Annotated in this window: 12 protein-coding genes; 9 read left to right on the top strand and 3 right to left on the bottom strand. The window is 62.5% G+C overall.

Annotation, left to right across the window (positions count from 1 at the left end; translation table 11 throughout):
* Positions 1–837 carry an ATP-dependent sacrificial sulfur transferase LarE gene (larE, locus tag TAMC210_RS07150; protein WP_173298077.1) on the bottom strand — a complete coding sequence of 279 codons (837 nt, stop codon included), beginning with the start codon at positions 835–837 and terminating at the stop codon, positions 1–3.
* A gap of 473 nt (positions 838–1,310) precedes the next feature.
* Here larE and TAMC210_RS07145 point away from each other — a divergent pair, with 473 nt between their 5' ends.
* Entirely contained in the window at positions 1,311–1,814 is a 504-nt protein-coding gene (locus TAMC210_RS07145) for a DUF4446 family protein (protein WP_173298076.1), read from the top strand.
* A gap of 108 nt (positions 1,815–1,922) precedes the next feature.
* On the top strand, positions 1,923–2,555 hold the full coding sequence (locus TAMC210_RS07140) for a phosphoribosyltransferase (RefSeq protein WP_173298075.1): 633 nt from the start codon (positions 1,923–1,925) through the stop codon (positions 2,553–2,555).
* On the opposite strand, the gene yyaC is transcribed toward TAMC210_RS07140, so the two are convergent.
* Positions 2,549–3,184 carry a spore protease YyaC gene (yyaC, locus tag TAMC210_RS07135; RefSeq protein WP_173298074.1) on the bottom strand — a complete coding sequence of 212 codons (636 nt, stop codon included), beginning with the start codon at positions 3,182–3,184 and terminating at the stop codon, positions 2,549–2,551. The genes TAMC210_RS07140 and yyaC overlap by 7 nt on opposite strands.
* A gap of 227 nt (positions 3,185–3,411) precedes the next feature.
* Here yyaC and TAMC210_RS07130 point away from each other — a divergent pair, with 227 nt between their 5' ends.
* A complete protein-coding gene (locus TAMC210_RS07130; RefSeq protein WP_173298073.1) occupies positions 3,412–4,443 on the top strand; it encodes a YkvI family membrane protein in 1,032 nt (343 codons plus the stop codon).
* A gap of 128 nt (positions 4,444–4,571) precedes the next feature.
* Positions 4,572–5,546 carry a GerMN domain-containing protein gene (locus tag TAMC210_RS07125; RefSeq protein WP_173298072.1) on the top strand — a complete coding sequence of 325 codons (975 nt, stop codon included), beginning with the start codon at positions 4,572–4,574 and terminating at the stop codon, positions 5,544–5,546.
* A gap of 49 nt (positions 5,547–5,595) precedes the next feature.
* Here the strand turns inward: TAMC210_RS07125 and TAMC210_RS07120 are convergent, their stop codons facing one another.
* A complete protein-coding gene (locus TAMC210_RS07120) occupies positions 5,596–6,048 on the bottom strand; it encodes an Hsp20/alpha crystallin family protein (RefSeq protein ID WP_254388550.1) in 453 nt (150 codons plus the stop codon).
* A gap of 109 nt (positions 6,049–6,157) precedes the next feature.
* Here TAMC210_RS07120 and TAMC210_RS07115 point away from each other — a divergent pair, with 109 nt between their 5' ends.
* From TAMC210_RS07115 to TAMC210_RS07095, 5 genes are all read left to right on the top strand, one after another.
* On the top strand, positions 6,158–7,321 hold the full coding sequence (locus TAMC210_RS07115; RefSeq protein ID WP_173298070.1) for a M24 family metallopeptidase: 1,164 nt from the start codon (positions 6,158–6,160) through the stop codon (positions 7,319–7,321).
* A gap of 405 nt (positions 7,322–7,726) precedes the next feature.
* Entirely contained in the window at positions 7,727–9,115 is a 1,389-nt protein-coding gene (gene selA / locus TAMC210_RS07110; protein WP_173298188.1) for an L-seryl-tRNA(Sec) selenium transferase, read from the top strand.
* Between the two features lie 21 nt (positions 9,116–9,136).
* On the top strand, positions 9,137–11,032 hold the full coding sequence (selB, locus tag TAMC210_RS07105) for a selenocysteine-specific translation elongation factor (protein ID WP_254388571.1): 1,896 nt from the start codon (positions 9,137–9,139) through the stop codon (positions 11,030–11,032).
* 19 nt (positions 11,033–11,051) lie between these two features.
* Entirely contained in the window at positions 11,052–11,822 is a 771-nt protein-coding gene (locus TAMC210_RS07100; RefSeq protein WP_217267299.1) for a DUF1848 family protein, read from the top strand.
* Positions 11,823–11,955: 133 nt separating this feature from the next.
* The gene (locus TAMC210_RS07095) at positions 11,956–12,129 is read left to right on the top strand and encodes a LysM peptidoglycan-binding domain-containing protein (protein ID WP_254388548.1); all 174 of its coding nucleotides are present in this window, start codon (positions 11,956–11,958) and stop codon (positions 12,127–12,129) included.
* Positions 12,130–12,357 lie beyond the last annotated feature (228 nt).

The following is a 12,357-nucleotide window of genomic DNA, read 5'->3' as shown; positions in this document are numbered from 1 at the left end:
TCAAACCTCCCCCTTCCTGCCGGCGCCGTCCAGGACTTCGTTCATGCTGCCGGTACGGTAGCCCTCCATATCCAGGGTGATATAGGTGAAGCCGAGACCTTTTAGGGCAGCAATCACCTTCTCCCGCACCCCCCGGCTGACCAAGAAGGGAAGGGCCGCCGGGTCAACCTCCACCCGGGCCAGGGAGCCGTGGTGCCGCAGGCGCACTTCCCGGAGCCCTAAACCGCGCAGGAAGGCCTCTCCGGCCTGTACTTGGGCTATCTTTTCCCTGGTGATGGGTTCCCCGTAGGGTATACGCGAGGAAAGGCAGGCCATGGAAGGCTTGTCCCATGTAGGCAGCCCGTAGTACCGGGAGAGTTGCCGCACCTCATCCTTAGTGAGGCCCGCCTCCAAGAGGGGACTTTTAACTCCGTGGGCCCGGGCAGCCCGCATGCCCGGCCGGTAATCGCCGGTATCGCTGGCATTGGTGCCGTCCAGAACGGCCTGTAGGCCCCGGGAGGCGGCGATATCTTTGAGAAGGCCGAAGAGCTCACTTTTACAGTGATAGCACCGGTCGGCGGGGTTGGAAATAAAAGATGGGTTCTCCATTTCCCGGGTCTCAACGAGCAAATGCTCGGCTCCCAGGTCCCGGGCCAATACCCGGGCCTGCTCTAACTCCTCTCGCGGGTAGGTGGGGGAAACGGCGGTGACCGCCAGGACCCGAGGTGCAGCCTCCAAGGCTACTCGGAGCAGGAGGGTACTGTCCACTCCGCCGGAGAAGGCCACCAGGACACTTCCCAGGGACGAGATGTTCTCCTTCAATCGCTCGAGCTTCGCGGCCAATTCTACCGGAAGCATATTTCTCTCTCCTTTTTGCCTCTGATCATATCCCAGGGAGGGGAAGAATGTCAATGTGGTAGTCCGGTGGGCTATTTCCGCCCTTCGGCCGGCCATGATGGAACTCCCGGCCCTGCCGCCATTAATTTCAGGACTGCGCCGGTTCCTTGGGCCTCCGTACCCCGGGAGCCGGCTGCAGGCACCTGGCTACTCCGGTGCCGCCTCCCCCGCCAACTTGGCTCAAGTTTAGTCTTCCACCCGGCACACGGGGTTGCCTCATGGCCCAATTGCCACCTTATAGAGGGGTCTACCTGACGGGAGCCAATGACTGTCATGGAAGAATGGGTAACCGGACAGAGCGGCGTTCCGGTCAGGACGAATAAAGTCAAAAAAGGAAATGGCCCGCGGGTGTGGAATTTAAACTGGACGGCGGGTGTTCCCCGGGGTACCATGATAGCCCTTAATTTTGAACGAGGAGCAGGTGGTGAAAAACCTTGGATCGCATTGTGGCATTATTGACACCTTATTTTCCGTACGCCGTCCTCGTCAGCCTCCTTTTCGCCGCCGTCCTGCTGCTGCTTACCCTTTCCCTGCGGGCGGAAGTACGGCGGCTGGACTCTCGCCTCAAGCGCCTGGCCGGAACGGGCGACGGCCAGGAACTCGCGGCGGCCCTGGAGCGTTTCCGGGATATAAAAGAGGTAAAGGACACGGTAGAGCGTATGGAAGAGAAAGTGGCCGACATTATCCAGTACCTGGAGGGAACCCTGTGCCGCGTTGGCATGGTTCGCTTTAACGCCTTCCCCGACACCGGAAGCGAACTGAGCTTTGCCCTGGCGGTTCTTTCCAAGGGGGGAGACGGCTTCATCCTGACCAGCTTGTATGCCCGGGACGAAACCCGGATATTCCTCAAGCCGGTCAAGCGGGCTAAGGCCCTGTACCGCTTGAGCGACGAGGAGGAGAAGGCCCTGGAAATTGCCCTCGGATTAGTAACTGAGTGAGGGATAAAAGGAACTTTCGGGGAAAACATGAAAAGGGGGAGCACTTATGGGTACCCCGCCCCGGGAAAGCCCTGCAATGGTACGGGATAAAGCAGGGGGGACGGACTTATGCTCTTCGGTGACCGGCAGGAAGCCGGGGAGAAGCTGGCCGCATCCTTAAAGGAATACGCCGCCAGGGACGTGTTGGTGCTGGCCGTGCCCCGCGGCGGAGTGGTGGTGGCCCGGCCAGTAGCCGCGGCCCTGGGGGCCGAACTGGACGTAATTATCCCCCGCAAAGTGGGGGCGCCGGGGAATCCCGAACTGGCGGTGGCCGCCGTGGCGCCGGACGGTACGGTGATCTATAATGAAGGGGTTCTAAGGGCCCTGGGGCTGAAAAGGCAGGATCTGAGGGAGGCCATTGCGGACGAACTACAGGAGATCAGGCGCCGGGTCGGCGCATACCGGGGGAAGAAGGCCCCACCCCGGATCAAGGACCGCACAGTGGTGATCATCGACGATGGTCTGGCCACCGGCCTTACAGTAGAAGCCGCTTTGGTTTCTCTGAAACGGGAGGAGCCCCGGGAGCTGATCCTGGCCGTACCCGTGGCCCCGGCGGATACTGTCGACCGCCTGCGGCCCCTGGTCACCCGGGTGGTGTGCCTGGCCACCCCCGACCCCTTTTATGCCGTGGGCCAGTTTTACCGCCAGTTTCCCCAGGTGGAGGACGGCGAAGTCGTGGCCATCCTCACCGCGCCCTACTGAAAGCCCTGGGCGGCCGGCAGGTCCCCTTCCAGGCCGAAATGGTGGCGGACCCCCCGGTAGATGGCCAGGGCGATCTGGTCGGCCATGCGCATGACTAGGCTCAGGCGGGTGTTCTGCAGCACGAAGTATTCCATATAGCCGCCCACGTTTACGATGCCGGTGAAGTGGAGATCGCCCACGGCCGGCAAATTTTTGTTGACTCCCGCCCCGGGTTTGAGGGCCCCCGGAGCCAGGGTAATGCTGCCCACATTCTCCGAATGGCCCAGACAGGCGTCGATGGCCATAATAAAGGGATCGCCAAAGGTGGTGGTGATGAGGTCCAGCTTTTCCTTCAGATTGCTGGCGTGGACCGGGTCCTCCAGGGTGCCGTAAACCGTCACCGGCAGGTCCGGGTAGGCCGCCAGTTTGCTTCCTACCAGGGGACCGAGGCTGTCACCCGTAGAGCGGTCCGTGCCGATGCCCACCACTACTAACGGACGGGCAGGGGGAGGATTGAGCCGGGCAAGGTATTCTTGTAGGGCCCTACTCAGCTTTTCCACGATTAGAGGGTCCTGGTAGTGATATTTTACCTTGGCCAAGGGACTCGGCTCTAAGGACGAATTGCGGGAGAGAAAAGGGAAAGTAACCATACCCTACCTCCTGCCATAATCTCGTGCCTAGAGTATATGCCAGCCGAGGCTTTTTTATACTCTTTTGGCACCCGGCAGCGTACAATGTAGTGAAGGGCGGGGCCGGGAGGAAAGCCCCAGGGGCGCCTACAGGGGGAGCCGGCCCTACCTCTTCCGGGGCCGTCCCCTTCCCTGTACGGGGGGCCCGGAGCCGGAGCTTAACGTTAAGACAGGTGGGGGGCGATCCCTTGCGGTGGTGGGCAGAGGCGGCCGTCGCCTGCGCCTATATAGGAGCGGTGATAGGCGCAGGATTTGCCTCCGGACAGGAGCTGGCTCAGTTTTTCCTGATACTCGGTCCCCGTGCCATTCCTGCCCTCCTCCTCACTACGGCCCTCTTTGCCCTCGGAGGCTTTTTCTTGCGCAGTTCCGCCTGCCGGCTGCGTACCCAATCCTACCGTGACTTAGTGGACCCCCTCCTGGGCAGGGCAGGGGGCATGGCCGATGCCATCCTCATCGCTTTCCTCTTCGGCACCCTGGTGATCATGCTGGCCGGTGCTGGAGCCGTAGTCCAGGAGTACATGGGCGTTCAGGCCTGGCTAGGAAGCGCCGTAGCGGCAGCCCTAACCCTGGCAGCGGTGGCGGGCCGCAGCCGCGGCGTGCTGGTCATCAACGGGGCGCTGGTGCCCGTCCTGGTCGCCTATTTATTCCTCCTCGGCCTCGGGAACCTCCAGTGGTCCTTCCCCGCCCCTCTGCCGGGGCGTTCGCCCCTCCTGGCGGCCAACTGGGTCCTCAACGGGTTCCTTTACGTAGCTTATAATATGGTGGGCGTCATTGTTTTGTTTACTTCCCTGCCCGCCCACGAAGGAGGAAAATGGGGGGCCTTTTGCGGCGGGCTCATCCTGGGTTTCACCGCCCTGGTCCTGGTCATGGCCCTCGGCGGGCTGGAACCGGCCGAGGCGGCGGGTCCCATACCCGTCTTGAGCCTGGTGCGGCGCCGGGCCCCGTCGTGGGAAGGCTTCTATGTCTTTAACCTCTGGATAGCCATGGCCACCAGCGCCGTAACTTCAGCCTTTGGCCTGGCCGAGCGCTTGGCTCAGGGGGGCCGCCTTCCCGCGCCGTGGGCGGGCTTGATAATCGTCGGCCTGGCCCTGCCCGCTTCGGGCCTGGGCTTTGCCCGCCTCGTAGCCTACCTCTATCCCTTCTTCGGTTATGTCGTCCTGTTGCTGCTGGTGGCCGGCGCGATCCGGCAGTGCTTTAACAAGCTTGGCCGCCAAATTTAAAGCAAGAGGCCCTTTCTGGCAGGATTCGCAGGTTATCTGTCGAAAGATATCTATCATCCAGGGCCGGAAAGGAGTGGAAAGAAGATATGTCAGTCGGGACCGGGAGGAAAAAGGCGCGAGGTTGGCGTGTGGCCTCTGTGCTGTTTTTGGCCCTAGCCCTACTGTGGAGCCCGGGTTGCGGGCGTAAGGCCACAACAGAGGCCGCTCCGGCACCTGGCCCTGTGCAGCAGACACGGCCTCTCTTGTACGACAAGGAGCTGGCCCAGGTATTGGTCTATTATGCTACTTCCGATGGGCGCTACCTGGTGCCGGTGACCATAAGCATTAATCCCACCCGGGAAGTCGCCAAGACGGCCGTAGAAAAGCTCCTGGCTGGTCCCCCGGAAGACGGCTTGAACCCCACCATGCCCGAAGGCGTCAAGCTGCGGGAGGTTTACGCCCTGACAGGTGAGAAGACCGCCTATGTGGATTTCACCAGCGATCTGTTAAAGATCAAAGACGCCCGGGAAGCAGAATTGGCCCTGCGTTCCCTGGTGCTCACCCTGACGGAAGTACAGGGTATCGAAGGGGTCAAAGTTATGGTGGAAGGCCAGAATATCCCCGAGTTGGCGGGGATTAAACTGGAGGGAACCATCAAACGCCCACCCGCTATTAACAGCCTTGTCCAAGGGGAAGGGCAGGAGGGTTCCGTCCAGGTGTATTTCAGCGATGAGCAGGCCCTTCATCTGGTTCCGGTCACCGTAGCCGCCCCCGGCAACGGCGAAAAAGATTTGCCCAGGGCGGCGGTGGAGGCCCTTTTGGCCGGTCCCCCCAAAGACAGCGGTCTGCTGCCCACGGTCTGGCCGGGAACCAAGCTGCTCCATTTAGCCGTACAGGACGGGGTAGCGGTGGTAGACCTGAGCAAGGAGGCAGTGGGTTACGGCGGGGGGACCACCATGGAAACCCTCTTCGTCGATTCCCTGCTCTGGACCCTGACCCAATTTCCTTCTATCCATAAGGTCCAGCTGTTGATCGAAGGAGAAAAAAGGGAATATCTACCGGAAGGTACGCCCATCAGGGATCCCCTGCCCCGGCCGGAGCACCTGAATGTGGTTTACCACTAGATGGCTGCAGCGGGGTCCCCAGCAAGAGGGTTCTTGCTGGGGACCACTGTTAATGGAGGTCGATGGGGATGCGCCTTTGGCGCTGCTGGGCGGCCTTGGGGATGCGGATCTCCAGGATTCCGTTCCTGTAGGAGGCAGTCGCCCTTTCCGGATCCACCTCGGCTGGCAGGCTGATAGTACGTGCAAAGGTGCCGTAAAAACGCTCTGAGCGGTGGTAGTCCTGTTCGGCTGCCTCTTGGGTCCGGCGTACCTCGCCCCGGATGGAGAGGCTGTTTTCGGTAGCGGTTATCTCTACATCATCCTTGGATACGAGGCCGGGCAGCTCCGCCGTCACTACCACTTCTTTGTCGGTCTGGTAAAGGTCCAGGCGAGGCCCGGTTTCCCATAGATTACCCGCCCAGCCACCAAACCAATTGCGCATTACCTCCTCCGGCCAGGCCACCAGTTCCCGCAAAGGCCAGGGTGACCTCTGACGCCAAGGCCGCCAGGGTGTGATCTCCACTGGGGTTCCCTCCTTCATTTCTTATGTTAGTTTCCTCAGGCGGATACTAGTTATAGCTTTTATCCTCTACGACCCAGATTATGCACCCAAAGGAGTTGCTGCAAGGTCCATGGAAATCCCGAAGATGCTTCGCGAAGAATTCGGCCGGAGGCTGACCCTATTCCAGGAGAGGCTCTGCGACAGGGGCCTCGACGGCGCCCTCCTCTTCCAGGCCGCAGACCTCTTCTACCTCACCGGCACGGCCCAGGAGGCCCATCTCTTCGTCCCCCAGGCGGGCGAACCCTGTCTGCTGGTATACCAAGACGAAGCTCGGGCCCGGAGAGAAACAGTGTGGGACACGGTCATACCCCTGGCAAACTTCCGGGAGATCCCCCTGCACCTGGCGGATCTCGGGTACCGCCGCCTGCTACGCCTGGGTACCGAGATGGATGTAATATCCTGGAAGCTTTTTTCCCGCTACCGGCAGGTATTCCCGGAGGTCCAGTGGGAGGACATCAGCGGGGAGTTGCGCTCCTTACGCATGGTTAAATCCGAGCCGGAGCTGGCCGCCCTGCGGCATTCCGCCGCTCAACATAAAGAGGTTTTCCAGTACATCGAAGAAAAGATAGTTCCGGGGATGACCGAGCTGGAAATTGCGGCTGATCTGGAAGGTTACGCCCGGCGCCGCGGGCACCAGGGCCGGGTGCGGTACCGGGGGTACGAGCAGGGGCTCCCCATAGGCCTGGTGGCCGCCGGCCCCCACGCGGCCTACGCCGCCGGCTATCCTTGGACACTCACCGGGCGCGGCCTATCCGCCCTATATCCTCTGGGGGCCGGTACCCGCGTATGGCAGGCCGGGGAGCCCCTGCTCATCGATTACGCGGGGGTCTACGGCGACTACCTGGTGGACAAGACCAAAGTGTATTTTGCCGGGTCGACACCGGCGGAGCTTCTCCGGGCCCAGAAAGTGGCAGAAGAAATAGCCGCCCTGGTGGCGGAGCGGGCCAGGCCCGGCGTCACGGCAGGAGAGCTTTACGACCTGGCAGTTCGTAAGGCTCGCGAGGCCGGTCTGGGCGAGCATTTCATGGGCTGGGGCAAACAGGCGGCATACATCGGCCACGGCGTAGGGCTGGAGCTCAACGAGTGGCCGGTCTTGGCCCGCGGGGACAGGACCGTTCTAGCCGCCGGCATGGTGATCGCCATAGAGCCCAAATTCGTATTTCCCGGCCAGGGGGCGGTGGGACTAGAAGAGACTTACGTGGTAACTCCCCAAGGTGCCCGGCCCCTGGCGTGAGGGCCTGTTGACGATCCCCTCCCTCACGCGGCAGTCGGGAAAGCCTGTTCCGGTGTACTGCTCCGGGCGCATCCCCGTTGCATCCCCACTTTCGAGCCTGGGTCTGCTAGGCTTTCCCTCCCTCTGGAAATCCTCGCGGGCCAAACTATCACTCAGCCTATAAGCTTAAGGCGGACTTCCCGGCAAATCCGACCTCCCGTCTCAATTGCCGGCTTCGGCCGTCCACGGCCTCGGGTCCGCCTCCGCTTTCGACCTCGTGAAGTTCGGCAGCCCCTCGGGTTTAGTCCCTCGCTTTCAAGCCAAGGCAGGCCTCTCCCGCAAAAAGTGGGGATAACTCAGGTAGCGCCTAGGTTGCGCGGGACGGCCGGGAAGGATATAATCCAGGCAGAAGAAGAGGTGTTAAGGATGGGGCCGGAAGAATTGCTGCGCCTCTTGCCGGCAGTCCATGAAGTGCTGCAGCGCGAGGAACTGGCACCAGCGGTGGCCAGGGACCGGTTGCGGGCCAGGGACTGTGTACGCCGGGTGCTGGAGGAGTGGCGGGAACGCATCTTAAAGGAGGGGGCCGAACCCCCGGGCCCGGCGGAACTGGCGGCCCAAGCTGCCGCCCTCTTTGAACGCCGTGAAAGGCCCAGCCTGCGAAGGGTTATCAACGCCACCGGGGTGGTCCTTCACACCAATCTGGGGCGGGCCCTCTTAAGCCCCGCCGCCGTGGAAGCCGTGGCCATCTGTGCTGCCCATTACAGCAACCTGGAGATGGACCTGACCACGGGGGAGAGGGGCAGCCGGTACAGCCACGTAGTAGAGCTGTTGCAGGAGATTACGGGGGCCGAAGCGGCGTTGGTGGTCAACAATAATGCGGCCGCCGTATTTCTCTGCCTGGCCGCTCTGGCCGCCGGCCGCGAGACCGTTATTTCTCGCGGCCAGCTGGTAGAGATCGGGGGCTCCTTCCGGGTGCCGGAAGTCATGGCCCATAGCGGGACGCGGCTGGTGGAAGTGGGGACTACCAACAAGACTTACCTCTCCGATTATGAAAGGGCCATTACCTCGGATACGGCCCTACTCCTCAAAGTCCATCCCAGCAATTACCGGGTCCTCGGCTTTACCCGGGAGGTGAGCACCGCCGAGCTGGTGAGCCTGGGCCGCAAGTACGGTATTCCCGTCATGGAAGACCTGGGAAGCGGCTGCTTTGTGGATTTAGGTGAATACGGCCTAGGCCATGAGCCCACGGTCCAGGACGAAGTGGCGGCGGGGGTGGATCTCCTCACCTTTAGCGGTGATAAACTCCTGGGAGGGCCCCAGGCAGGTATTATTGTAGGCCGGGCGGATTTAGTCCGGGAGGTGGCCCGTCACCCCCTGAACCGGGCCGTGCGCATCGATAAGATGACCCTAGCTGCCCTGGAAGCCACCTTAAGGGCGTACCGGGAGCCGGAAAGGGCCCGGCAGGAGATCCCCACCTTGCGGCTTTTAACCCTTTCCGGGGAAGAGCTGGCCAGGCGGGCCGCCAGGCTTAGCGAATTGCTGGGGGAGAAGATAGGAGGCCGGGCCGAGGTGGGGGTCAAGGAAGTATCTTCCCAGGTGGGCGGCGGTGCCCTGCCCCTGGCCGAGCTTCCTTCGTGGGGGGTGACGGTCCGTCCCCTCCGGGTCAGCGCCGCCCGGGCGGCAGAAAAATTACGACAGGTGGAGCCGCCCGTCCTGACCCGCATACAGGATGAGAATCTGATCCTCGACCTGCGTACCGTCTTGCCGGGAGAAGAAGCGGAGATAGTGCGGGCCCTATCCCAGGTCCTGGCATAAGGGGGAAGCTCCTTGGATTATGTGGTGGTAGGCACGGCGGGCCATGTAGATCACGGGAAAACCGAACTGGTCAAAGCCCTCACCGGCGTGGACACGGACCGGCTGAAGGAAGAGAAAGAACGAGGCATCTCTATAGAGCTGGGGTTTGCGCCCCTGCGGCTGCCCGACGGTCGGCAGCTGGGGCTGGTGGATGTCCCCGGCCACGAGCGTTTCATCCGGCAGATGCTGGCCGGGGTGGCGGGCATTGACCTCGTCCTCCTGGTGGTAGCTGCGGACGAAGGTGTAATGCCCCAGACCCGGGAACACCTGGCCATAATCGACCTCCTCCGGGTTCCCCGGGGTATCCTGGTGGTGACCAAGATAGATCTGGTGGAGGAGGATTGGCTGGCCCTGGTGGAGGAGGAAGTCCGGGACGCCGTTAAAGGGACGGTCCTGGAAGGGGCGCCCCTCGTGAAGGTTTCGGCCGTGACGGGGGAGGGGATTGAAGAACTCCAGGACCTCCTGGCCCAAGAAACCCGTGAAATTCCGCCCCGTCCGGCCTCGGGGAGGGTAAGACTGCCCATCGACCGGGTTTTTTCCCTCCCCGGCTTCGGTACTATCGTGACCGGTACCCTGTGGTCGGGAACCATCCAGGTCGGCAGTGAAGTGGAAATCCAGCCGGAAGGTTTAAAGAGCCGGGCGCGAAGCCTGCAGGTCCATGGCAGGTCTGTGGAGCGGGCCCAGGCCGGCCAGCGGGTGGCCGTCAACCTCACGGGTGTGAACGTGGAAGAAGTCCACCGGGGTAGCGTGGTGGTGGAGCCGGGATGGTGGAGGCCGGCCTGGCGGCTGGACGTAAGCCTAAAGCTCCTGCCGGAGGCCCAGCCTTTAAAACACCGGCAGCGGATCCGCTTCTACCTGGGCACTAAAGAAGCCCTGGGACGGGTGGCCCTGCTGGACCGGGAGGAATTGGGCGGGGGACAAGAAGCCTTTGCCCAACTCCTCCTGGAGGAACCGGTGGTAGCGGCCGCGCGGGATCGTTTTATCCTGCGCACCTATTCCCCCCTGGAAACCATCGGAGGGGGGGAGGTAATCAGCATCAATCCTCCCCGGCGACGGCGATTCCGGGAAGAGGTGATCCAGACCCTGGCGCGGCGGATGGCCGGGACCTCCCGGGACATCCTCCTAAGTGTAGTGGGGGAGGAGAGGGAGGGCCTTAGCCTGCGGAAGGCAGCTGCCCGGGCGGAGGTGGATCGTAAGGAGGCCCATGAGATCCTCGCGGTCGCCGAGAAAGAAGGCAAGGTGGTGCTCCTTCCTGCAGGAGAGGGGGATCTTTATGCCGTGACCCCGGCCTCGTTGAACCGGTGGTGGGAGAGGGTCCGGGACGCCCTGGAGGAGTTTCACCGCCGCTACTCCTTGAGATCCGGCCTTCCCAAAGAGGAGCTGCGGACGCGATTCTTCCCCCGGCTGGACGGGCGCACTTTCTACGGTCTCCTGGAACACTGGGAGGCCGAAGGAAGAATCGGCGTAGAGGGGAACAGCGTGCACCTGGCAGGCTACCGCCCCCAGATGGATGCGCGCCAGCAAAAGGCCATCTCCGTGCTGGAGGAGCGCTACCGGCAGGGCCATTTCCAGCCACCCTCGACGGAGGAGGCCGGGAAAGACCTGGACCTTACGGCAGGGGAACTGGAAGAGTTGCTCCATTACCTGGTGCGCCAGGGAATTCTGGTGAAAGTATCCGAAGGCCTATACTTTCACCGCGAAGCCCTGGAAGAGGCCCGGGAAGCCATAAGGCGGTTGGGGGAAAAGGGCCCTTTTACCCTGGCCGAGGTGCGGGACCTCTTGGGAAGCTCGCGCAAGTATGTACTGCCCCTCCTGGAATACCTGGACCACACCAAGTTTACGCGCCGCGTCGGCGACAAGCGGATTGTCATCGGCTGAGGTTAGGGAGGCCGGGGCCGTGAAGGTCGTGGTAAGCCTTTCCCGCCGGACAGAGCCTTTCTTTTACGCCGACAGGCTGGCCAACCTCCTGACCAGCCGCTATCCCCCGGAACGAGTGCACACAGTGGTGGTGTGGACTAAGTTTCCCCAGGCGGTGCTGGGAGGGCTCCGGCCGGCCTTGAGGCGCTATGACCAAGTCTACCTTCACCTCACCATCACCGGCCTGGGAGGCACGCCCGTCGAGCCCCAAGTACCCCCACCCGAGCAGGTCCTGGCCAGGATCCCGGACCTGGTGGACTTCCTGGGCGATCCCCGCCGCCTGCGGGTGCGCCCGGATCCCCTGCTGATCTTCCGCCGCGGTGAACGGACCTTTACTAACGTAGAAGAAGCCGTGGACATTATACGGGAAGCAGCCGCGCGGGGGGTAAAAAGCTTTTCTACTTCCTTTGTGGAATTATATCCCAAGGTGCGGCGCCGCCTCGGCGGGCGGGGATGGGAGGCGGTGCCCTTTGACGGCGACCAGCGCCGGCAGATATGGAGCCGTCTGGCCGCAGCCGCCGGGGCGTGCGGGGCAACCTTATATGCCTGCTGTGTTCCGGGCTTGCCCACCTCAAGCTGTATCGACGGCCGGCTCTTGAGCCAGCTCCACCCCCGCGGTGAACCGTGCCGTACGGATAGGGCCAGGGGACAGCGCCCCTTATGCGGTTGTACCCATGCAGTAGATCTGGGCTGGTACAACATGGTCTGCCCTTCGGGCTGCCTTTATTGCTACGCCAACGCAGGCCGCTGACTTCCGAGCAAGGCGTATCGGCACACCCCCGGCAAGTCCCTCAAACCCCAGAGGGCGGCCTATACCCCTTTGACAGGAGACAGCATAAATTAAAGCGGGGAAGTGCAAAAGTTTTCTCCAGGGGGTTATGCTTATGGGAGAAGTGAGGCCTCCTTGTCCTTCCGGCGCCTTCTGGGAAGTTGCTCCGGGCGATACCCTGTTCCGCATTGCCCAGGCCGTGGGCACCACGGTGGAGCGCCTGCTGGAACTCAACCCGGGCATAGACCCGTACAATCTCCAGGTCGGCCAGTATATCTGCCTGCCCTAGGGCCCGCTCCGGCAGCCGTCGCGCCTGGGGAAAAGGCTGGCGCATCTCCACTTTTAGCAAGGAGAGGCCTGCTTGGACTTGAAAGCGAGCGACTAAACACGAGCGGCTAGCCGAGCTTGAGCTTCGGCCGAAAGCGGAGGCGGGGTCGAGGATAGGATGTCCGAGACCGGCCCCACCGGCAAGGATGCCGATTGGGCCGGGAACCCCGCCGGAGCTTGCGGCCGGTCG

Origin of the sequence: Thermanaeromonas sp. C210, assembly GCF_013167955.1 — a bacterium.
In the GTDB taxonomy this organism is placed as follows: domain Bacteria; phylum Bacillota; class DSM-521; order Neomoorellales; family Neomoorellaceae; genus UBA12545.
Note: the sequence above shows the minus strand (reverse complement) of the source record. Positions and strands in the feature narration are given on the sequence as shown.